Source organism: Acinetobacter sp. WU_MDCI_Abxb74, assembly GCF_025513915.1.
Lineage (GTDB): Bacteria > Pseudomonadota > Gammaproteobacteria > Pseudomonadales > Moraxellaceae > Acinetobacter > Acinetobacter calcoaceticus_C.
On the sequence record NZ_JAHPRP010000004.1, the window covers coordinates 20698 to 44533 of the forward strand.

A 23836-nucleotide genomic window follows, 5' to 3' on the forward strand; every position below is an offset into this window, starting at 1 on the left:
ACACAAGCTTATATCAGAGTCCATGCCTACAGCATGGGCTTTTTTATACCTATTCAATTTACAAAAAAGAGGAAATCCATATGATTAAAGGTTTAGCCATTACACCACCGATCTTAGGTCGTATCAGCATCGGTAAGATGGTGGAGAAGAATGGTAAACGTGTCCCTGAAAAAGATGATCAGTTCACCATTACCAGCCAAATCCAAAACAAAGAGGGTTGGGTGAAACATCCACTGGATGAACAGCTTCGAGCCAAGGCATCGAATCAAAAACTCAGAAGCATTCCAGTCCGTATGATTTTTAATGATCCCGAACTCAATCTACGTGCAGAGTACAGTTTATTTGATCGTCAAACAGGGCGACCAGTGTGTATGGGTAATGGTGAAACTTGCCAGCGCATGACCAATCAAGGTGTGGAACAACATCCATGCCCATCTCCTGATTTATGTCCTTTGGCACAAGGCGGTAACTGTAGGCCTTATGGACGGTTACACGTCAATTTAGATGAATCGGATGAACTTGGTACATTTATCTTTAGAACCACAGGTTTCAATAGTATTCGAACTTTGGCTGCACGTTTGGCTTATTACCATGCAGCATCCAATGGTTTACTTTCATGTTTGCCACTGCAATTGATACTTAGAGGTAAGTCGACGACACAAAGCTATCGTCAGCCTGTGTATTACGTGGATTTAACCTTAAGAGAAGGAGTCAGTCTAAAGGAAGCGATTCAAACGGCTCAAGAAATTGATCAACAGGCTAAAGCGAAAGGGTTTAATCAACAGGCCTTAGATCAGATGGCACGGCAGGGTTATGGCAATGCACGGTTTGAGGTGAATTCGGAGGAGGGTGTGGATGTGATGGAGGAATTTTATACGGATGAATCAAATGTAGAGCAACGTCAGCAGAATCATGACTTGACTCATGTGCAGGATATTCAGACAGGGTTGCAGCAGTCAGTACAGGCTTTGAATTAAGCTTAGTGTATCAATAGATTCCATATTTTATACTAAAGAAGGTATGATTTTATTTAGTATGGCTGATTTAAGTAAAGGAAATAGACTTAAATCAGTTTTTTTTATTTTTTGGTTTAAAAAGCATTTATTTTACTCCCCCTCTAAAAAATCATCTTAGCAATTCTCCTAATGTAAAAAGAGCTTATCCTAAATCATCTAAAGTCTTTAAAATTAAACCTATTCATTTTTATACATAAGAGCTTAAATACGTTATGAATCGAAATAAACTTGTTCCTGAATTAATTGTCATGAACTTAGAAAAAAGTAAGGCCTTTTGGATTGATCTAATTGGTTTTAAAATAATGTATCAACGAGAAGAAGAACATTTTGTTTATTTAGATCTTAATGGTGTCCAATTTATGTTAGAGCAATTTCAAGAGGATCAGTGGATTACTGCTGAACTAAATTATCCATTTGGTAGAGGAATTAACTTTCAGGTAGAGGTTGATCAAATTGATGCTATTTTAGAGAGACTAATTAACATTAATTGGCCTTTATATCAACTACCTGAAGAGAAATGGTACAGAGTAGATCAAGCTGAATATGGCCAGAAGCAGTTTTTGGTTAAAGATCCTGATGGATACTTATTGAGATTAGTTCAAGTATTAGGTGAAAGATAAAAATATATTTTATCTCTTTGTTACACATAGTAATGAAAAAATATCAGATATTTATACTTTGGAGAAAATTTACATTGCTACTTTTGAATAACAAAAAAGCGTGGATCGATATCCACGCTTCGTACATTTAAAGGTAAATAGCTACAGTTTGACGGCTAACAGCAACTAGTTTACCTGTTTCATCCCAAAGCTGAGCTTTTTCATATACGTAGCCATTAGTAGCATAATCAGCATTAACTTCGTACTTCCACCATGAATCACCATTATAAGTAGATTCAGCATCTATCAGATCAAAGTCCCATGTTAATGAGCTTGCTGGCGCTGGGCGATTAAACATTGGTAATACTGAGGCAGGCCACATATCCATTAATAAAAATAAATGTGGCAGTTTAATTTCGGCTATTTCTTCAGATGACTTTAATTTCATCCACCCAGTAAAACCAGTTTTTTTACTGTTCGAAAAAGGAATATCACCTTCAACGAGGATAACATCAAAGTGGTTTAAGAATTCCGGCATGATGCCTTCCATGTAAGGCAATAGCGTATAATCTTTTGGAAAACTTAATTGAGCTTCTGAAGCAGAATGTGTGATTGCAATACTTGATTCTCTTGGTAGTGCAAAACTAGCGATGATAATGGATACTACTTCTGTATTCTGGATAACCTCTACTTGAATCGTGGTTACAGACTTACTAGAACGTAGAATTCTAGAAACTAACTCAGCTTTTTCACCTGAAGTTACAGGCCCAACAAAAGTGATGGATGCTGATTTTAGTGTTTTATTTTCATCATTAAGTAAGAGCTGTGCATGGGATACCATAAGGGCTGTAATAAGTCCGCCATAAACTGTGCGGCCTTGCCCCCAGTTAAGAGGAATTTCTACTATAGAACTCTGTTTTAAATTTTCAATTAACTGATCTACATGCATGGATTGGAAAATTCCTAAAATTTATAATGTGAAATATTGCATAAAAACTACAATATAATCAATGAATAAACTGAACTTTTTGGTTTAATTATTTTTACTATAGTGAGGTGGATGTATCTCACTTATTCTTAAAATGAATACAAAGTCTATTAAAAAATATTAGATACTACTGCCACCTTGTTCTATAAGGATAGAATTGCAAATACAGGAATAAATATAATTTCAGAGAGATTTACCATCATGAAGATGATCCGTCAGCTTGTGTATATCAATACATTTTATACATAAAGTGTGAGTGAAAAATTACTGCAAATAATTGTTCATTCTATTCAGATATTTTTTACATAATAAAAACCAGCAATACCTAAAACAGGACCGATAAGTAAAATCCATGCAGAATTGAGCCCTATATAATCAAATGCATATGTTGTTAAACCAATTGAAATAATTGTAATTGCAAATCCTATCGAGTTTTGAATAGCTAAAGCTGCACCTAGTTTTTCTGGTGGACACGCTTCGGCTGAGAGTGCAGAAAATTGTGGGGAATCTGCAATGACTGATGTTCCCCAAATAACCAAAATAATAAAAAGCAACCATTCAGGCAAAAGTCGCCAGCCTAAAACAAAAATCAAACAGCATATGCCAGAAATTAAAAGTGCTCCTATTGCAACTTTAGTACTTCCAATTTTTGTTGAAAGAAATCCACTAAATATGCATCCAGCAGCACCACACGCCATCACAAAAAAAGTCAGTAATGCAACACTATTAAATCCTAAACTTTCTGGAATACCTGATTTAACGATGTAGAGTGGAATAACAGTCCAGAAAGCATATAGTTCCCACATGTGCCCGAAATATCCAACTGCCGCTGCTCTAAATTTGGGTATTTTGAAAACTTCTAAAGCACGACTATTATGTTTAGTCCTAATTGCTGAAACATAATTTTCACGATCTCCTAACTTAAAAACTAGAGATGCGGCTATAAGTGCTAATACAGAAGAAAAGGTAATCACATATTGCCAATTTAAATTTGCAGATAAACCATTTAACCCATAAGGAAGTGCTGTACCTAAAGTTAACATGGCAACAAGTTTCGCTAAAACTTGCCCAGTTTTATCAGGGGCCCATTGAATTACAAGTTTCATCCCAATTGGGTATATCCCTGCCAAGCATACACCAACTAAAAAACGATATATCATGGCTTCTATTAAACCATTAGCAATCCAAGCAAAACAGAGATTAAAGAAAGCCCCAAACAAGCCAGCGATTGCAAAAATTGAACTTGCTTTGAATCGGTCAGCAATCCCAGTAAATGCAATAAAAAAAGTTCCAAGAATAAATCCGATTTGTAAAGCATTCGTTAGCCAACCTATATCAGCAACAGAAATATTCCATTCACGAATTAAGTCTAAAACAACGCTATTCGCACTGAACCATAAAGATGTTCCAAATAACTGAGCAAATGAAATAATTGCGATAGCGTGGATTGAAAAAAAATTATTTTTAACAAGATTACTTTCAATATTCATTCAACTTCCTTTTGATACTTTTTATTTATCATCCTTATGGCCCAATCTTGACTCCATTCAGCATTGCAACCTCAATTACACCAGAAAAAAGCCCTGAATAATTTGGCTAAAACCTATGTACAGCAGCTATTAATCAATTTTTCATTCTAAGGTTTGATATGCTTTTAAAAGCATTGGCGTCAATCTTTCTATGATTTAATTTTCATACGTTGCTACCAAACTACTTCTAACTCTATCTTTTATATATCCATAGCGTATGGGTAAGCCAAATTTCTAAATCAACTTGACTCATTTTAAGAATACTTTAGGCAAAGAAGTTCGCTGTTATTGGTTAGATATTAAGATTAGTAATTACGTTAAAAATTGATCACTAAAATAAGTCAACTTTAAATAAAGCATTTCTTAATGAAGAAATGCTTTAAGGTATCGCTAAGAATTAACGCATGGTGACAAATTCTTCAGATGAAGTGGGGTGAATAGCAATCGTATTATCAAAATCTTTCTTTGTTGCTCCCATTTTTAAAGCAACAGCAAAACCTTGAAGAATCTCATCCATTCCATATCCAATCCCATGTATTCCTAAGATTTTTTCTTCAGAACCTACACAGATTAGTTTCATTTTAGTTAGCTGTTTATGCTCTGTCACAGCTGTATACATACTAGTAAAAGATGAGCTATATACTTTGACGTTATCTTTGCCAAACTGTTCTATGGCTTTTTCTTCAGTAAGACCGACTGTACCAATAGGTGGATGACTAAATACCACTGTTGGGACATTGTTATAGTCTAAATGTTCATTTGGTTTATTATTAAAAAGTCTTTCTGATAGTCTACGGCCTGCTGCAACTGCGACTGGAGTTAACTCCACTTTGCCAGTAATATCACCAATCGCATAAACACCTGTTTCAGTTGTATTTTGGAATGAATCAACTTGAATAAATCCTTGATCATTTAATTGAATATTTGTCAGATTTAAGTCAAGAGGTTGTGTATTTGGTTTTCTACCTACTGCCCAAATGAGACAGTCAACAATATGTTTATTTCCATCTTCTAAATATAAAACAATGGAGTTATCTTCAAGTTTGGAAACCTTTTTAATTTGAGTATGAGTATAAACTTGAATATTCTCACTACGCATATGTTCAATTAAGGTTTGACCTAAAAAACTGTCGAGGTTACGTAGAGGCTGATTTTTACGGATAAAAAGCTGTACATTTGAACCTAAAGAATTGAGAACTCCTGCAAGTTCTACTGCTATATAGCCAGAACCGATAATTGCAGTACGTTTAGGCAAATCTTGTAATTCAAAAAAACCGTTAGAGTCAATTCCAAATTCTACACCTTCAATATCAGGTAAACTTGCTTGTGTTCCAGTTGCAATAAGAATATGGTCAGCTGTAATTTTTTCACCATTGACTTCAATCGTTTTCTTATCAATAAATTTAGCAAAACCATGAATTACATCAATATTATTTTTACTCAGTACAGAATCATAAGAGGCACGAATTCTTTTAATATAATCCTGCCGATTATTAATGAGCTTTTTCCATTCGAAAGATTTTAATTCCGTATCGAATCCATAATCTGGACCATACTTTTTAATTGCATCGGCAATTTGAGCTGAATACCACATGACTTTTTTAGGAACGCAACCAACATTTACACAGGTTCCTCCTATGTCACCCATTTCAATCAGGGCACATTTTTTGCCATAAAGTGCTGCACGATTAACGGACGCAATACCACCACTGCCACCGCCGATCGCTATATAATCATAATGTTTAGGCATTAAAAATTCCTTTAATATTAACTAAATATTAATCGTCAAAGATTGTCAGTAGCTATAGTAATAAACGAAAACCGTTTAATTAGGTTTATGTTTACTTAAAATTAATGTGATTTAGAGCACGTTAACAATATTGCCAATAATAGCTGGATCTAACTCTGTACCGTCATTCATAGCCCATCGAACAAAACTACTGCCTTCCAATAAACTTAAAATCTGAAAAGCTTTTTGGTGTGTGTCGCCTTTAGAAGATAATTCACTGCATGAAATTCCTTCATCAATAATTTTTTTAATCCACTTTAATTGGATCTCAAAATATTGGCGAGTCAGCACTTGTAACTTATCTGGTAATGCGGCCATTTCAGCTGCAAGCGCACCACATAAGGGCAGCATTCCGTCTGACATTGCTGCTCTAAAAAGAGAAGCGAATGCACATAGACGACCAAAGGCATTAGGAAAATCTTGCTCGATACTCTCGAAATCTAGAATAGACTGCTGTATATATGACTCGATAATGACTGCACCAAGATCTTCTTTTTTTGGAAAATGGTGATGAATACTCGCTTTTTTGATTCCGACCACTTTTTCCAAATCAGCATAACTAAATGCGGCATAGCCTTTAGACCGTAACATATACTCAGCCGATTTAATTAATGATGCTCTGGTATCAATAGACATAATGGCTTTTACCTGTACGAAAATATGAGGGGGAGCATACTATGATATCACTGATAGTAAAGAAACCTCAGCTAGTACGTATGCTCCCTTATTACTTTACTTTTGAACGACTACAAGTTTAGGTTTCATGCGAATTGCACGTGATAAATTCGCAAAATTCGGAGATGTTTGAATCACTGCATTGTGAATCTCTTCTAGCTGCTCAGGCGTAGCATCCGCATCAATAAAAACGCTATATTCTATTTCATCATATCCTGGGTTAACTGTTTCATCTAGACCGAGAAAACCACGTAAATCAAGTTCACCAGTCGTGTTGATTTCTAATTTATTAACAGTGATTCCTTTTGATGCCGCAATTGCAACATATCCAACAGTCATACAAGCATTAAGAGCTGCCATTAACAGTTCTTGTGGATTCGGTGCTGTATCAGTTCCTAATATATCAGTTGGTTCATCTGCGGCAATATGGAAATTACGCTCGTATGTTTTTCCACAAAGTTCATAGGACTTAATCGTTGAAACAGAACGTGTTTGACCTGCCCAGCGAGTTTCTACATTAAAGCTAGCTTTTGATGTATTAGGGTTTTGGCTAACGCCCTCCGCAAACTGTTGGAAAGCATCTACATCAATACCGTTGATTGTATTTTTCATATGAAAATATCTCTATATTTGAATTTAGATAACTTGGGTAAATGAATAACCCAAGTGAGTACAGTTGTATAAAAATCAAGCCCTATGATTTATAACTCGTCATAAGCATCTAAGGTTCTTGCCGAGTAGACATAGGCTGCTCCAGCATTCAAAGCAATTGCAGTTCCCAATGCAGCAGCGACTTCTTCTTTTGTTGCCCCAGCTTTTTTTGCAGCAGCAGCATGAGCCGTTAAACAACCATCACAGCGAGTCGTTACTGCGACTGCTAAAGAAATCAACTCATGTGTTTTTGCATCCAACACTTTGTTTTCTCGTGTCGCAACTTCTAAGTTGTGAAACGCATTAGCGACAGGTTTATTTGTTTTTGCAAAGTTACCTACGCTTTTAACAAGTGCAGATAATTTGTTAGTCCATTCACCATTCATTTTCAGTACCTCTTCAATTTTTAAGCGTTATTTACCAAGTTTTCGTGATGCCATGACACCACCATCTACATCCCAAATTGAACCAGTCACCCAAGATGTTTTATCCGAAAGGAGAAATACAATAGTTTCTGCAACATCACGTGGAGTTCCATTTCTTCCTAATGGATGAAAACTATTGAAATCCTGCAAAGCACTATCTAGTTGATCACTAGGGATAAATCTTTCAAAAATACGAGTTTCTACCATGCCAGGGCTAACAGCGTTTACTCGAATGCCATGTTCAGCAAGTTCTGCTGCAACATGCCGAGTCATAGCCTCTAATCCTATTTTTGCCATTGAATAAGCCGATGCCGTAACAGTTTCAATAGCCTGACGTGCAGCAACGGCAGTTACATTTACAATCGATCCAGTTTTATTCTGCGCAACTATTGATGCTGCAACTTGTTGAGTAATAAAGAAGAAAGCGCGATTCAAATCGAGGAAATTGTTATAGTCACTCAATGAGTGATCTAGGAAACTTTTAGGGTAAAAAATTCCAGCTGAGTTAACTAATAAGTTAATGTCTTTATGTTCACTATTTAATTTGCTAATTAGATTTTGAACGCTATCAAAATTTGATAAATCAGCTGTTAGTGCAAAAACTTGATCTTCACTTGTTATAGCAACTAATTGTTTACGCGCTGCTTCGGCTTTATCTACACGATTCCCGACGATGATGACTGTACCGCCTTGTTCAGCGACTTTCTGTGCTGTTTCTAAACCAATGCCACTCGTACCACCAATGACAAGAAGTTTCTGACCTTTAAATTGTTGTTCACTCATGGGACACCTCAATAATTGATTATTTAATTTAATCTACCTACTAGTTGGTTTGTAGATTATATAGACTAATTCCAAATGTCAAGCACCACTTGAAATTAATCTGAATAAATCATTCGGGATGGCTGTTGGAATTTGTTAGACAAAGTGAGCCTATTGTTTCTTGATCAATATCTTCAAAACCGTTTGAATCTAATTTCATTAGCTCTTCTAACGCATTTTGATAATCCGTTAAGGGCTTTACGCCTACGATACGTTGAATTAATTGTCCATCTTTGAACATGAGTACAGAAGGTAAACCCCATATTTCATAACGATTTGCTAAAACTGGTGATTGATCAACATTGACCACTCCAACAGTTACATTACTCTCTATATGTTCTGCAAATTCATTAAATAAATTTTCACTACTATGGCAAGGCGGGCACCAAGGTGCGTGAAAACGTACCACAGCCAAACCTTCTTTCCATCCAATGTTGTGAAAGTTATCTTCATTAAAGGTAAGTAATTTACGCATTTTAGGGTTTCCTTTTTTCGCAGTTAGATATCGAACACTAAATAAGTTAAATAATATTTAATCGATTTTGAGTATGAATAAGTAAAACTCAGGAATAAAATATTAAAAATACTATTGCCTACCTATTAGTTGGTTGATATAGTGTCACTATCTTATCTGTTGCGCAATAGGGATAACAAAATACGAATTTTTGTATCTTTTAGAAACAGGTTATCGACCTGTGTCATTCATTGTCAGATTGATGAGTGTGGTCAAAGAAATTGCTTAAATTATTTGTAAATCTTTCTTGAGGTATATGATGAATAAATTATTCACTCCCCATAATTTGGCGGATATTCAATTAAAAAACCGTGTAGTAATGGCACCAATGACCCGTACTCGGACATTAAATGATGTGGCAGATGAGCTAGTTGCACTTTATTACTCTCAACGAGCTTCAGCGGGTCTAATCATTACTGAGGGTTTACCTGTATCAGAAGAAGGGCGTGGTTATTTATATACCCCAGGTTTATATAATGAAGCGCAAATGCATGGATGGCGCAAAGTTACAGATGCAGTGCATGCAAAAGGTGGACGTATTTTTGCTCAACTTTGGCATGTGGGACGAATGTCACATGTTTCAGTGCTACCTGAAAATCAAGCACCAGTATCATCTGGAACTATTCCAGCAACTAACACTACAGTATTTGCGTATTCTGATTCTGGAGAACCTAGTGCGGTTACACCAAGCATTCCTAGAGCACTAGAAACTGAAGAAGTTAAACGTGTCACTAATGATTTTGTTAAATCTGCACGACTGGCTATAGAGGCTGGTTTTGATGGCGTAGAAATTATGGCCGCAAATGGATTTATCTTTGATCAGTTCCTCAGTACTGAATTAAATAACCGTACCGATGAATATGGTGGCTCTGTTGAAAATCGCCAACGTTTCCTTTTTGAAACGATCGATGCTATCTCGCAAGAAATTGGTAATGATAAAGTTGCTGTACGTCTTTCACCATTTGGACGTATTTATGACCTTGCAGCTTATGAAGGGGAAGCTGATACGTGGAAAAATATTGCATTGGCTCTTGGGCAACGTGAATTAGCATATGTTCATTTGTACTATCAACCTACTTATGAAACAGCACCGATTGAAGCTGAGAGTTTTAAAACTTTATTCCGTAAAGTTTTTCAGGGCACCATTATTGCCGCAGGAGGTTTTAATCGACAAAGTGCCGAAGCTGCTTTGGCAAAAGGTGACGTTGATTTAATTGCTTTCGGTGTTCCTTATATTGCTAACCCAGATTTGGTAGAGCGGATGCAGAATAATTGGCCTTTGGCAGAAAGTGATCGCACAACGTATTACGGTGTGAGTGGTTCTCCAGAAAAAGGATATACAGATTATCCGAATTATGAAGTGAAGTAAGCAGATGATTGCCTAGCTATTTTTATGGCTAGGCTTAAAAGATTTCTGCTCATACAACATCTAATCAAGATTACTGAGGTATTTATGAAAACACTACACCCACAAATAACCATTGATGTATGGTCAGATTTTATCTGTCCATGGTGCTGGATTGCTAAAAAAAGATTTGAAAAAGGATTAGATGCTTTCGAACATAAGGATCATGTGATCGTTAGATATCATAGCTACCGCCTTGCTAATAAGTATGTGCCTGAATCCTTTAAAGCGGCATTGTATAAAAAGTTTGGAGGAAAAAATGGTGCAGAAGCGATGATGAGCCAAGTAAAGAGTGCAGGTGAGTCGGAAGGGCTAATCTATAACTTTGATACTATGCTTTTTGGCGATACTTTAGATGCACATGCCGTAGTAAAGCTAGCACAGCAAAAAGGTTTAGGTGAGGTACTTGCTGAAAAGTTATTCATGGCAAGTGTAACAGAAGGTCGGTCTATATTTGATCGTAAGGAGTTGGTTGAACTTGCTACTGAAGTGGGTTTATCCCGTGAGGAAACGGAAAGTGTCTTTAGCAATGATTTGTTTAAACAAGGTGTTCTACAAGATGAAGCAAACGCACATGCAATAGGTGCTAGTGGCGTTCCACTTTTTGTTATAAACAATAAATATTCAATCAGTGGTGCTCAATCTGTAGAAACCTTTCTGAATGTTTTAGAACAGGTATGGGCAGAAAAGCAGAGTGAAATAACGGCTACTGAAGGTCAAAGCTGCGGTATTGATGGTTGTAGCATTTAGTTTTTATGATTAATAAGCGTTGATAGGAATGTAATTAAGTTATCTACCATCAACGCATTTTTACTTAATCATAAAATGAAGTTAAAGATGACCAACTGTTTGACTAAATCCTTGCTAGTATTTAGATGAAAATTTAATTTAATGAATGGTTTATACTAATTCTTTGTTTAATAAATTTTTTAATTGATGTTAACGTTATGCCGAATCGGCTTTTGAGTCTGTGAGTTTATTTTGCTTGGAATTACTGATCTAACAACTTTTATTATTGGCACGACTTTAATTGTATTATTACCTGGGCCAAACTCACTTTATGTCATGTCTATTGCATCACGTTACGGTATTAAAACTGGTTATTTAGCAGCCTTTGGGGTTTTTAGTGGTGATTTAATTTTAATTATTCTTACCATTTTAGGTGCAGCGTCGTTATTGCATGCTTTTCCGTGGTTATTTACTGCTTTAAAGCTTATAGGAGCGCTATATTTAGGTTACCTTGGCATGAAACTCTTGATAGCTGCTTATCGAACTTGGCATCCACAACCTCAAATTTCTAAATTGATAGCCCATCAATCAACTAAAAATGAAAGTATCAAGCCATATCAAACGGCCTTGTTAATTAGCCTAATTAATCCAAAAGCAATTTTATTTTACTTATCCTTTTTTCTACAATTTGTGGATCCAAATTATCCTTATCCTTCACTCAGTTTCACTATTCTTGCGATTGTCTTACAAATCATAAGTATGAGCTATTTATCTCTATTAATTTTTTCAGGTGTAAAATTAGCCAGCTACTTTAATCATCGTTATAAAATTACTGCAATCAGTGTGGCATCTATTGGTTTGTTATTTTGTGGATTTGGAGTAAAACTTGCAACTACAGGTCTCTAAAAATGTGCCGTATTACTTCGGTATGATTTTTAGTGATTGGCTTTAAATATTGTGTTTGCTTTTAAGCTATATTGTACTTGTACAGTAGGTAGTTGAGTTTGCCCAAAAAGTCACTGTACATAAATTTATGAATTTTTTGCATACAACAATAATTCAAATTAATGAGAAAAATATGAGTTCAGAAGCCAGTTCAATCAGTTTATTAGCCCCCGTAATATTATTGACGGCCGCAGTGATTGCGGTACCCATATTTAAACGAATTGGACTAGGCTCTGTACTTGGGTATTTAGTTGCGGGGTTGATTATCGGCCCATTTGGTCTAGCTTTTTTTTACGACTCAATATCAATATTACACATTGCCGAGTTAGGCATTGTCATGTATTTATTTATTATTGGTTTAGAAATGCAACCCTCCCATTTATGGAGCCTAAGGCGAGAAATATTCGGATTGGGTTCGTTGCAGATTGTTCTCTGTATTATTGGGTTGATGGGTGTTGGACTGGCTTTTGGATTCAATTGGCAGATAGCCTTTATTGCAGCGTCAGGTTTTGTTTTAACTTCAACCGCTATTGTAATGCAGTTGCTTGGGGATCGAGGCGATATTACCCAACCACGAGGACAAAAGATTGTTGCCATACTTTTGTTCGAAGATTTACTGATAGTGCCATTATTGGCATTAGTTGCTTTTATAGCGCCAAATCATGTTGTTGAAAGTACCTCAGTAAGGTTTCAGAATATAGGTCTTGGTTTAATTGCAGTTGCTGGTTTAATTGCTGCTGGTTACTGGTTACTTAACCCATTATTTAGATTATTAGCTGCCGCCAAGGCTCGTGAGGTTATGACTGCCGCAGCACTACTTGTCGTTTTGGGAGCTGCACTACTGATGCAAGTAAGTGGCCTTTCAATGGCTATGGGTGCATTTTTGGCTGGTGTATTACTTTCGGAGTCTACATTTAGACATCAAATCGAGGCGGACATTGAACCATTCAGAGGAATCTTGCTGGGATTATTTTTTCTAGGCGTAGGAATGTCACTGGACTTGTCAGTTGTAGCAAAAAGCTGGCCATTAATTATTAGTGGTGTATTGTCGCTAATGTTGATGAAAGCAGTGGTGATTTATATTGTAGCGCGTTTAACCAAAAGCTCACATGGAGAAGCGTTAGATAGAGCATTGTTAATGGCTCAAGGTGGAGAGTTTGCATTTGTACTTTTTGCAGCAGCTACTTCTGCTCAAGTTATCGATACTACAATCAAATCAAACTTGACTGCTATAGTGGTACTCTCGATGGTTTTGACTCCAATCATTGGAGTTTTATTTAAAAAATTTGTCAGCGCAAATAAACCAGCTTCCTTAGAAAACATTGATATTGCAGAGGGCTTAACGGGGAGCGTATTAATGATTGGTTTTGGACGCTTTGGGCAAGTCACGAGTCAGTTATTGTTAGCTCGAGGAGTTGATGTAACGATTATTGATAATGACATTGACATGATTCAAAATGCTGAAAGATTTGGTTTTAAAATTTATTATGGCGATGCAGCTCGTTTAGATATTTTACATGCTTCGGGCGCTGGAACTGCACAAGCTATCGTAGTTTGCGTAGATAATAAAGAAATCACTAATAAAATCGTAAATTTAGCTCAGCATGAATTTCCTTTATCTAAGTTGCTAGTTCGTTCTTTTGATAGAGAGCACTCACTTTATCTAGTTAAACAAAATGTGGATTACATGATTCGTGAAACATTCGAGTCTGCAATTAAGTTGGGTGAGGCAGTTTTGGGAGAACTTGGAGTTGAGCCAGAAGATGTTCAACAAATTAGCGATGAAATCAGGGAGCGGGACAATGAACGTTTTGTTACTGAAATAGCCGCTGATGATGTTTATGCTGGCGTTGATATGCAATACTCACATCGGAAGCCTCGACCTACTGCACCGCTCATACAGCCAAAACAAAATTCACGTATTTTGAATAATGATGAAGAAAAATCTAATTTATAAAAAACTATTCAAATATGATGAAATGCACTTAGAAGCATTTGATGTAGTCTCAAATGAGCCCGTCTTGTGTTTAGGTTAATAAGCTGTAATTAGGAATTTTACTCTGCTAGCTTGAATCTGTTAGATACTTACTAATAGGCTTTATGCTGAAATCTAATGTAGTTTGTTCAATAGAGTAAACCATGCTTTACGCATGGTATGGTGGGCAGGATCTAATTTTAATCAAGAGTAAAGGGTGTTAGATGTAATAACTTATTCATTATCATTTGGTTGTATTTATTAGTGAAATAGCTTCTTTAATATAGCTAAATTTAATAATTGAGCTTTGAAAACTATATATCCCTGTATTTGTGCCACTAAGGAGAAAAATAGATGGTTCTCTCAGACTCGAATTACTTTGTTTTTTGTGATATTGTTCAATAAATCAATTGTATATTTATAGTTATGATCAGAACTAACCAATTAAACTCATAGAAGAATTAAGAAATTTTCTAATAATTAATATTAGTGCATACACGTTTATTGATGGCTATACATTAAATAAGGTTTATGAATCAATTTTCTATTCAAGTTTTAATAGGAAATATTAGGGGTGAACATGAGTGGTGGTCAAACTAAAAATGCCGCATTAACAACCGCCTTAGCCTTTCATTACCAAGTACTGATTGGCTTGGATAAATGCTTTTCACTAGAAGAAGGCCAATCAGTTTGGTTTGAAAAAGACGGTGATGTCAGCCTTGTGTCATCAGATGCTTTGGCTTCGACTCAAACTGAAGTCAAAGACTATGCTAATCGGCTTACTGACCACCACGAAAATCTCTGGAAAACACTCAAGAATTGGTTGGCATCAGAGTTTGACCATTCCCAATATGGAGCTTTGGTGCTGCATACCACTCAGGCTTTTGGTGCAACTACCCAGTTAAAGGATTGGAATACACAAACTGCTGACCAACGCCTCACTGTGCTACAGGCTATATTTGCCGAGCGCACTGATGAGCAACTTAATGCTGAAAAGCCATCTGACATCATCAGATTACAAAAAGCTGTTATGACTTTTGATGAAGCTTTGATTAAAAGCGTTCTTGGCAAAGTGACTTTGTTTACCGAGGCTGATAACGCGCAAGAATTAGAAAAACAGATTCTAGCTAAACCTGTTGGTATACCGAAGAATAACTTAAACAGTTACCTTCATGGTTTAGTTGGCTTTGTATATGCGCAGGCAACGCAACAATCATGGAATATTAGCAAAGAGATTTTTGTAGCGAAGTGCGAAGAGTTAACAGCACTTCTTTGTAAAAAAGAATTCACTTTTCCGGTTTTTTTAGGATACGAAGCGTCTGAGTTAGAAGTTGAACTATATCAAGACCGACCGTTCGTCCAAAAAATAGCTGAAATAGAACATCATGAGATGATCCCCGATGCTGTAGGCAACTGGCTAGAACTACAAAACTCTCTTTTAGAGCAGCTTGACGAATATCCGTTGTACAAAGATAAAACGGTAAATTATCAAAATCAACTGGTTAAAAAATACAAGCTGGCGCATTCAAGTGCACAACTTGAAGCAATTGATGCCATTAAGAGTTCAAAGTTGTTGTACAACAAAATCATGCAAGAATAGCCGTTAAACATGGGTAATGATATCCCGCCGATTGAATACAAAAATGGTTTGATCCACGACGCTATGGATGATGACGAGCGAGATTTGAAATGGTTCAGACTGATACTGTAAGTATTGATCGAAGTCGGATCATACTCAAACCAAATGTTATTGTTAAGTATGATGGGCAACCGTATAAGATTGCTAATGTACTGAATGCCAATGATATTGTGATTTCAAGTTTAGATTCTACACGTTGCTTACAGGTAAGTGCAGATTCTCTACAAGTATTTGAACCTGAAAATAACCAAACTAAAGATATAAATAAAGGTGATTGGGATATTACACATGAAGCATGGAAAATAGCTTTACATCGTTATGAAATTATCAAACCGTTAATTGGGTATTCAACAACTGAATTGGTAGAGCAACGGGCAAGCGAATATGACATTAACCGTTCCACTTTATGGAAGTGGTTAAAAGATTTTAGAGAAAATAATTCTATCTTAGTGTTAGTTCCTAAAAAGAGAGGTTGGACGAGAAAGAAGTCTAGGTTGTCTCCTCAAATTATGAATATTATTAATCAAGGTATTCAAGAGGAATATCTCAATGCCAGAAAGCCCAGTATTGCAAAGACCATAGATTTTATTAAGGCAGAATGTTCTCGTCTTAAACTAGAAGCTCCCCATGACAATTCAATTCGTAGAAAAATAGAAGCCTTAAATGATTATATGGTGATTAAGGCTCGTCATGGTTCTAAAGCAGCACAAGATAAATATGCATCTGCTGCTGGTGAGTTTCCTAATGCCGATTATCCCTTGGCATATGTACAGGTAGACCACACTCCACTAGATATTGAAATTGTTGATGATGAATTTAGAGAGGCGATTGGACGACCATTTCTAACATTAGCTATTGATGTAAATACTCGAATGGTGGTCGGTTATTACCTGTCCTTAGAAGCCCCCAGTGCAACATCTGTTGCCATGTGTATTGCTTCCAGTATTTTGTCAAAAAAACGGAAGCTTATTGAATTGGATATAGACGCTGATTGGCAAGTTGAAGGTCTTATGGATTCTGTGCATACAGATAATGGCCCAGACTTTAGAACTAACCATATCAGTCGAGCTTGTTTGAAATATGGGATTCATTGGGAGTTTCGTCCGATTGGTGGGGCAAGGTTTGGTGGACATATCGAACGTTTAATTGGCGTTGTTAACCTTGAAATGCACATCTTGGATGGTACAACTTTCTCAAATATTCAAGAACGTGGAAGCTATGATTCAGCAGGTCATGCTTGTATGACACTGAAAGAACTAGAATATTATATTGTTTATTGGATCACTAAAGTTTATCACCAAAAGAAACACTCCAAGCTCGGTATGTCACCTTTACAGAAATGGCAAGATGGTGTTTGGGGAACTAAAACTACAGTCGGAACAGGTTTAAAAGAGCGAGTTTCGGATGAAGACACGTTATTTATTGATTTTCTTCCTGAATTTGAATCAACAATTCAACGTGTAGGTGTACAGAAAGACAATCTATTTTATTTTGCTGATTGTTTACGACAATGGGTGAATTGTATTGACTCCGCAGATATAAATAAAAAGAGAAAAAAGAAATTTCTGTTTAAACGTGATCCAAGGGATATTTCTCTTATTTGGTTTTATGAACCTCTGTCCAATACATATTTTAAAGTACCTACTGCTAAACGAGAAATGCCACCAATTAGCTTATTTGAATACAAACAAGTACAGAAATATCTTCGTGGTGAACAACAGGATAATCAAAATCAGGATGAGATTTATAAAGCAATTCTTCATTTACGTGAGCAATTGAAACAATCCCGTAGTTTGACTAGGAAGCAACGGAGGGTAAATCAACGTAAAAAAGAAAATGCAAAAGCAACACATCATTTGTCTGAAAAAAATGAACTTGAATTACCGTCTGTTGTCGAAAATAGTGTTCAGCCAACTAATGATTTATGGGGTATTCCATTGACTGCATTTGAGGATTTAAGGGGATGACAACGCAAAAATATGAACATCTTGCAGATGATGTGCTTGAAGTAATGACTTTAAGTGACAGTGATCGTATCAATACTTTATTTTCTGATCGTTGGATTGGTTATAAAAAAGCAGTCACTATTTTGGATACTTTAACTGACATTTTGAATCGCCCTAGGAAGCTTCGCCCAGAATGTTTATTGATTGTGGGTGATTCTAATATGGGTAAAACGACCATTATCCATGAATTTACAAAGCAGTATTACACCAAAACAGTGAATGACATAGATATGGAGCTGCTGTCTGTAAAAAAACCTGTTTTAACCATATTAGCCCCTGCTAAAGCAAATGTGAAAGAACTCTATATCAATATATTGAATCATTTCTTTGTCCCATTTCGTCCTACTGATCCCGAAGCAAAGTTACGGAATCAGGCTGTCCACCTAATGCGGAAGTATGAGACAAAAATGTTGATTATTGATGAAATCCATAATTGTTTAACAGGTTCTACCAAACTTCTTTCCGAAGTGATGAACACCTTAAAGAATCTAAGTAATGATCTAAGTCTGAATATTGTTGGCGTTGGTACTCGTGAAGCAGTCACGATCCTACATACTGATGCCCAATATGCAAGTCGTTTTGATGTAGCAATGTTACCTAAATGGGAACTGAATCAGGATTTTCTAAGATTATTATTAAGTTATGTACGGTTATTGCCTTTAAAGAAACGTTCTGATCTAGCATCTCAAAGACTTGCCACCCTTATATTTGAAATTTCAGGTGGGAATTTTGGTGACTTAAACAGATTGCTAATTGAATGCGCTAAAGAGGCAATTGTACAAGGTAATGAAGAAATTACCGAAGAAATTGTTCATAAATTTAAATGGCTTAAACCAACCGAGGGTATGAGGAATATAAATCTTAACGTGGTTTAGGTATTCTGCTTTTCATAGGAAAATAGCCATGCATCAAATAGAACAATGTTGGTATATTCGTACTCCTATTCAAGAGGATGAAGTATTTTCCTCTTGGCTCATACGTTCTGCTTTGGATTTAGGCTGCTCACCATTAACTTTAGTGAATCTTTTGTGGGAAAAATGGAGAGGATTAACGATAGATATTGATCGGGGATTAAATGAAGAAAAATTAGACATATTGTTAAATCATTGTTTTGTGGAACAGTATGAAGTTCAGAAAACTATGTTAAGCAGCTATTTCCCTGCTTTGATTCCAATAAATTATAACAAAAATCAGCGTATTCCTTGGATACTGGCTCTAGGTATTCGGAATCGTTCAAATGTGTCGGGTCGTCAAGTTTGTACGCAATGTCTAAATTCTGCCAATTCACCACCATATTTGCGTATCAAGTGGCGCATGGGTTGGCATAGTGGTTGTGATATTCATAAAACCATATTAATAGATCATTGCCCGCAATGCGGAATCACACTACAACCTACAAAAATTGATGTAGAACATGGCTCATTAGCGATTTGCACTTCATGCTATGCTGATTTAAGTACATTCATTCAACGTTCAATAGAAGCGGATGCATTAAGATTTCAACATCAAGCCGATCAAGTCTTAGAATCACAGCTTGGGCGATATAATCAAAAGGATATTTCATCAATAGAGTGGTTTGAGATTGCTCGTACATGGTTGAGCTTTATTCGTTCCCCTATTAATATGAAAAGTCCTAACCTGTTGCAAATGTTTGAAAGTTTTAATATTGATTTAAATATAGATTATCCCATTACACCTGTAGCCTTCGAATTTTTAACGGTTCAGGAGCGTGAAAAACTATTATCAATTTTAAATAAAATCATGGCATTACCTTGTGATTTGATTGTGGAACGTTCTTTAGAATATCGTGTAAGTCGTTCTTATTTTTGGGATAAAAGAAAAAAAGTAGCTCTACAGCTTCAATTAATGAAACATAAAATGTTGAAGCCAAGTAAGATTGTTTTGCCTAAAGATAATGCTATTGTAATGCGTAAACCCAAATCCAAAAAAAGTGTACAACGGAAGTGGTTAAGGCTTTTAAGAAAGCTACAGAAAGGTGGAACAAGTGACTTTAGCTCAATTGCCCCATGAACAAAGCTGTAGTGGTTGTGAGAGGGCAGATATAGATAAATTTAAAAAAAGATATAAGGGCAACAAGTATTGTTCAACTTGTTATGCTCGACTTTTTAAAAAAAGAGCATGTCCAAAATGTGGTGAATATGCCCGATTGCCAAAAAACGATGATCAGGCAATTTGTAATGAGTGCATTAAAAAACAGCCTTGTATTCGCTGTAATCAAGCCAATAAGTCGATAGGGACACTCACCGAATATGGTGTGGTTTGTAATAGCTGTTCTGTTTATTTTCGCCCAATTGAGCGTTGTGAGAGGTGTAATACGCCATCGCAAAAATTGACGCATATTTCACGATTTGGTGATGATTTAAGGGTATGTCCAAAATGTTCTACTAGAGATTATGAAACATGCCCCTCTTGTCATAAATATCGCTTATTAGAGCAAGATGATACAGGGACTAAGATTTGTAAAAAATGTAGGAATAACGCCAAAAAGAAATGCAAACAGTGTGAGGTCATGATACCAGCAGGCTGTCCTGATCTATGTGATAATTGTTACTGGCATAAGAATCTATGGGAGAAAGCTAGACGGAATATTAAAGTATTCCAATCCCCACGTTTACAGGTTCAATATGAGCAATATTTACTTTGGTTAGAAGATAAAGTGGGTGCAAATAAAGCAGCTTTGTATGTCAATAAACATACCCACTTTTTTATCAAGACCGAAGAATTATGGATTGATGCAATTCCTACAGCAGAGCAGTTATTGGCTGTTTTAAGAACCAGTGGACTTAGAAAATTCGAGTTGGTTACATATTGGCTAGATGAAGCCCATCACATTAAGGCAGCATTAGAGGATAAAGATTTTTGTTCTCAACAGGATCAGATAGAAAAACTGATTTTAAGTCTTCCTCAGCCCTCTACTGCTTATGATGTGGTTATGTCTTATAAAGGTGAGCTTGATATAAAAATGAAAGATGGAAAGACCAGTATCCGTTCAATAAAACTGGCAATAAAGCCTGCGGTTGCTATTATGCACTATGTTTGTGCATCGGGAGCTGCATTACCTAACTTAGATCATGTAAAAGCTTATCTTATCGACTTTTCTGGTCAGGCTGCTGCACTAACAGGGTTCATTAATTTTTTGAATAAAAATTTTGATACATCCATAGATTACTTGGCTTTTAAAAAATCAAAAAATTTCAATGAGAAACGAAAGCAAAAAGTAGAGAAAGAAATAATTGAGCTGATAGATAAGCCTTTGGATAAAAAAGAAGATGTATTGAGTTGGGTAAAAATAGCTTAAGGTATTTTCATAATTTACCTTATGTGGAATCTCTAAAGGTCAAATTTGAGATGATTACAGAAACTGATGATGGATATACTATTTTATTGCAGAAACATTCTTATTGGTTGCCAAAAAACACATTAGACTCAAAAAGATAGATTTTTTGTGATTATACTGTGTTATTCCAAGCTAATTTATTGTAGAAGTTGGTTGGTTTATCTAATTCTTCTAAAAGAAGTATCCATAACAATAATCCTAGACAGTATTGTGGACGGCCGATCCCTCTAAATTCTTAAAATATTTCTGTTCAAATGCTTCAGGACTTAATCAGCCATTTGCAGAATGCCTTCTAATTCGGTTGTAATAAATCTCAATATAATCAAACAAAACCGCATTCACCTCTTTTCGAGTGGTAAATACACTGCCATGTATCACATGACCTTTCAATGTAAGAAAGAGGCTTTCAGTCACTGCATTATCCCAACAATTCCCCCTACGTGACATACTTTGAATATAGTTATTCGTTAATAATAGCGTCCTAAAATCACGACTACAGTACTGTGAGCCTTGGTCCGAATGCACCATGACACCTGTTGGATACCCCTGACGTGCCATTGCATAATTAAATGCATCACATACCAATTGACGATCTATCCGATGGCTGGTTTGCCAACCTAGTGTATCGGGAAGAATGTCAGAATATGCCGAAACTTCAAGTTTTTCGGAGTTGGTTAGTTGACCAAGCTCAAACTGGATATTGAAGTAATAGAAACTTTCAATCCACGAGGTGAATGATGTGAGAATTGTATGGAAAACCCATGTTTTTCTAGTAGCAATTTAACCAAAGACAAGCCCAAACCATACCCATCATTTTGTGAAGACTTACGCCAGAATCGCTGTGTCAGTAAACCAAGTTCAGCATCGGTCAAACCATGACCTGTATCCGCAACTATTAAATCCTCCTTATCCATATAGACTTGAATTGGGGCTATAGATTGTGAGTGTAAGTAAGCATTCTCAATCAGGTTTTTAAGTACAATCGCTAAAGTAGCGTGAGGTAGATTGATTAAAGATAAACTTTTCCAGTCAATATTAAGATGTTTGGATATATCAGGATATTTTTGTTCAAGTTCAACAATGATGTGTTGCAGAGTTTGGGCAACGTCTGTGGATTCCATTGAAGCATGTTGCGGTTTTATTTCAGTTTTGCTGAGTAATAATAGTTGTTCCAGTAACTGCTCATAACGCTGGATACTTGCTTCTGCCTGTTTGAGATTGATGTCAATTTTGCCTTGTGTTGGTTCAGTCGGTTTTAGCATGAGTTGGCTAAGCTGTACATGGGTTTTAATTGCGGTGAGTGGACTGCGTAACTCATGGGCAGCAAAGGCACTAAAACTTTTTTCATTTTCCAGACTTTGGTGTAGGTCATGTATCAGTTGCAGTAAACCATCGACAAAGGGCTGAATTTCTTTAGGAATATTTTGGGTTTTTAATTCTAGTAAGTAGGTCGCTGCATCAGATAGATGCTGTTTCTTGTGGCTTAGGTGCTGCGCAATCTGGTCTAAAGGTTGAAACTCGACCCGAATAATCCATAAAATTAAAAAAACACATAAAATCAGGGTAATGATTAAAGGGATTAATACTGATTGTAAAATCTGTTTAAGTAAGGAATAGCGTAACTGCAACCTTTCCGCAGCAACCACCTGTATTTGTCCTTTTTGTAAGACATAACTACGCCATTCCACCCCATTTTCTGACCATGTACTCAGCCCTATTTTTCGTGTACTTAAACTTTCAGGTGAACCTTGTGTCTTGGCAATCACCTGATGGTTGGCTGAAACATTAGAACTGAACAATGAAACCTGACAGGCAATCAGATTTGGGGTGCTATGGTCTTGTTGTACTGCATTAACAGTATTGGCAATTTCATCAACAGGGAGTTGCTGAATTAAACGGGCAACCATATGGGCAGAAGCAGAAAGACGTTCATCCAGTGTATTTTGCAGGTGTTTTTCCAGTTCAAAATAAAGCCAGCAAAATACCAAAGACCACAAGATAACAAAGACTGCTAGAATGGTAGAAACTAGTCGCCATTTTAAACTATAACTTTTCATGCACTTTGCTCTGGCACTTTGAACATATAGCCTACGCCCCGAACCGTCTGAATCATATCAGGATGAATCTTTTGTCTAAGGTGATGGATATGTACATTCAGTGCATTGCTTTCAATACTGTCCTGATAGCCATAAACTTTATCAATCAGTTGTTCTGTTTTTAACACTTGATTAGGATAAAGCATAAAGACTTCCAGCAAACTGTATTCCCGTCTGGATAAAGTGAGGAGATGTCCTTGATAATGTGCCTGTTGAGTGTCCTGATGGATCTCTAATTCACCAATATGCAGCACATTTGAGGAATATCCCCGATTCCGCCTAGCTAAAGCATGAACTCTGGCAATCAGTTCATTTAACTCAAATGGCTTGGTCAAGTAATCATCTGCACCTATATTTAAGGCATCTACACATTGCTGGGTTTGATTACGTGCTGTGAGTACCAGAACGGGTACATGAATTTGATCTTTACGCCATGTATTTAACAAATCAAGACCATCCTGATCAGGCAAGCCCAAATCCAGTAAACATAAATCAACCGCACTGTTACGAATAAAATAATCCGCAGCTTTGGCTGTATCAACATGCTCAACTGAAACATTCAAGTAATCCAGTGCAGCAACAATACTCTGGGCAATATAGGGATCATCTTCAACAAGTACGACAAACATGGTATTTCCTCATCTAGCCCACCTATTTTACAAACAAAAACAGCCC

20 protein-coding genes and 2 pseudogenes are annotated in these 23836 nt (G+C 36.3%); 11 read left to right on the plus strand and 11 right to left on the minus strand.

The window, feature by feature from the left end; all coding sequences use genetic code 11:
* Nucleotides 1-80 precede the first annotated feature (80 nt).
* Nucleotides 81-977, plus strand: coding sequence for a hypothetical protein (locus tag KTH84_RS09015; RefSeq protein ID WP_034120187.1), 897 nt, complete (start codon nt 81-83; stop codon nt 975-977).
* Nucleotides 978-1228: 251 nt separating this feature from the next.
* The gene (locus tag KTH84_RS09020) at nt 1229-1636 is read left to right on the plus strand and encodes a bleomycin resistance protein (protein WP_034120185.1); all 408 of its coding nucleotides are present in this window, start codon (nt 1229-1231) and stop codon (nt 1634-1636) included.
* A gap of 127 nt (nt 1637-1763) precedes the next feature.
* On the opposite strand, the gene KTH84_RS09025 is transcribed toward KTH84_RS09020, so the two are convergent.
* The 8 genes from KTH84_RS09025 to KTH84_RS09060 form a co-directional block, all read right to left on the minus strand.
* Nucleotides 1764-2564: a thioesterase family protein gene (locus KTH84_RS09025; protein ID WP_034120183.1), complete on the minus strand. Its 801-nt coding sequence runs from the start codon at nt 2562-2564 to the stop codon at nt 1764-1766.
* A 329-nt stretch (nt 2565-2893) separates the two neighbouring features.
* Entirely contained in the window at nt 2894-4093 is a 1200-nt protein-coding gene (locus tag KTH84_RS09030) for an MFS transporter (RefSeq protein WP_034120181.1), read from the minus strand.
* A 436-nt stretch (nt 4094-4529) separates the two neighbouring features.
* A complete protein-coding gene (gene gorA, locus KTH84_RS09035; RefSeq protein WP_034120179.1) occupies nt 4530-5882 on the minus strand; it encodes a glutathione-disulfide reductase in 1353 nt (450 codons plus the stop codon).
* Between the two features lie 111 nt (nt 5883-5993).
* On the minus strand, nt 5994-6557 hold the full coding sequence (locus tag KTH84_RS09040; RefSeq protein WP_034120176.1) for a TetR/AcrR family transcriptional regulator: 564 nt from the start codon (nt 6555-6557) through the stop codon (nt 5994-5996).
* Nucleotides 6558-6653: 96 nt separating this feature from the next.
* The gene (locus KTH84_RS09045) at nt 6654-7208 is read right to left on the minus strand and encodes an OsmC family protein (protein WP_034120175.1); all 555 of its coding nucleotides are present in this window, start codon (nt 7206-7208) and stop codon (nt 6654-6656) included.
* 89 nt (nt 7209-7297) lie between these two features.
* Complete coding sequence (locus KTH84_RS09050) at nt 7298-7633, minus strand: carboxymuconolactone decarboxylase family protein (RefSeq protein ID WP_025095517.1); 336 nt, start codon at nt 7631-7633, stop codon at nt 7298-7300.
* Nucleotides 7634-7660: 27 nt separating this feature from the next.
* Nucleotides 7661-8455, minus strand: coding sequence for an SDR family NAD(P)-dependent oxidoreductase (locus KTH84_RS09055; protein WP_034120169.1), 795 nt, complete (start codon nt 8453-8455; stop codon nt 7661-7663).
* Nucleotides 8456-8564: 109 nt separating this feature from the next.
* Nucleotides 8565-8969, minus strand: coding sequence for a thioredoxin family protein (locus tag KTH84_RS09060; RefSeq protein ID WP_034120167.1), 405 nt, complete (start codon nt 8967-8969; stop codon nt 8565-8567).
* A gap of 298 nt (nt 8970-9267) precedes the next feature.
* On the opposite strand from KTH84_RS09060, the gene KTH84_RS09065 reads away from it, so the two are divergent.
* The 9 genes and pseudogenes from KTH84_RS09065 (at nt 9268) to KTH84_RS09105 (ending at nt 21166) form a co-directional block, all read left to right on the plus strand.
* Nucleotides 9268-10377 carry an alkene reductase gene (locus KTH84_RS09065; protein WP_034120165.1) on the plus strand — a complete coding sequence of 370 codons (1110 nt, stop codon included), beginning with the start codon at nt 9268-9270 and terminating at the stop codon, nt 10375-10377.
* Nucleotides 10378-10461: 84 nt separating this feature from the next.
* Nucleotides 10462-11163, plus strand: coding sequence for a DsbA family oxidoreductase (locus KTH84_RS09070; protein ID WP_034120163.1), 702 nt, complete (start codon nt 10462-10464; stop codon nt 11161-11163).
* A gap of 231 nt (nt 11164-11394) precedes the next feature.
* Nucleotides 11395-12048, plus strand: a complete 654-nt coding sequence (gene leuE, locus KTH84_RS09075) for a leucine efflux protein LeuE (RefSeq protein WP_034120161.1) — start codon at nt 11395-11397, stop codon at nt 12046-12048.
* A 172-nt stretch (nt 12049-12220) separates the two neighbouring features.
* Entirely contained in the window at nt 12221-14044 is a 1824-nt protein-coding gene (locus KTH84_RS09080) for a monovalent cation:proton antiporter-2 (CPA2) family protein (RefSeq protein ID WP_262472915.1), read from the plus strand.
* A gap of 598 nt (nt 14045-14642) precedes the next feature.
* Nucleotides 14643-15662 (plus strand): hypothetical protein, encoded by a 1020-nt coding sequence (locus KTH84_RS09085; RefSeq protein WP_262472916.1) that lies wholly within the window; start codon nt 14643-14645, stop codon nt 15660-15662.
* An 89-nt stretch (nt 15663-15751) separates the two neighbouring features.
* Complete coding sequence (locus tag KTH84_RS09090; protein WP_262472917.1) at nt 15752-17668, plus strand: Mu transposase C-terminal domain-containing protein; 1917 nt, start codon at nt 15752-15754, stop codon at nt 17666-17668.
* The gene (locus KTH84_RS09095) at nt 17665-18582 is read left to right on the plus strand and encodes a TniB family NTP-binding protein (protein WP_225996038.1); all 918 of its coding nucleotides are present in this window, start codon (nt 17665-17667) and stop codon (nt 18580-18582) included. The genes KTH84_RS09090 and KTH84_RS09095 overlap by 4 nt, the downstream gene beginning before the upstream one ends.
* Before the next feature lie 28 nt (nt 18583-18610).
* Nucleotides 18611-19738, plus strand: a complete 1128-nt coding sequence (locus KTH84_RS09100; protein ID WP_192836334.1) for a TniQ family protein — start codon at nt 18611-18613, stop codon at nt 19736-19738.
* Nucleotides 19713-21166: pseudogene (locus KTH84_RS09105) on the plus strand (transposase). The gene KTH84_RS09100 and the pseudogene KTH84_RS09105 overlap by 26 nt, the downstream one beginning before the upstream one ends.
* A 97-nt stretch (nt 21167-21263) precedes the next feature.
* On the opposite strand, the pseudogene KTH84_RS09110 reads toward KTH84_RS09105, so the two are convergent.
* The 3 genes and pseudogenes from KTH84_RS09110 to KTH84_RS09120 form a co-directional block, all read right to left on the minus strand.
* Nucleotides 21264-21686: pseudogene (locus KTH84_RS09110) on the minus strand (DDE-type integrase/transposase/recombinase); the annotation flags it as partial.
* Nucleotides 21687-21739: 53 nt separating this feature from the next.
* Nucleotides 21740-23122, minus strand: a complete 1383-nt coding sequence (locus KTH84_RS09115; RefSeq protein ID WP_192836335.1) for an ATP-binding protein — start codon at nt 23120-23122, stop codon at nt 21740-21742.
* A complete protein-coding gene (locus KTH84_RS09120; RefSeq protein WP_151302698.1) occupies nt 23119-23790 on the minus strand; it encodes a response regulator transcription factor in 672 nt (223 codons plus the stop codon). Before KTH84_RS09120 ends, KTH84_RS09115 begins: the two co-directional genes overlap by 4 nt.
* Nucleotides 23791-23836 lie beyond the last annotated feature (46 nt).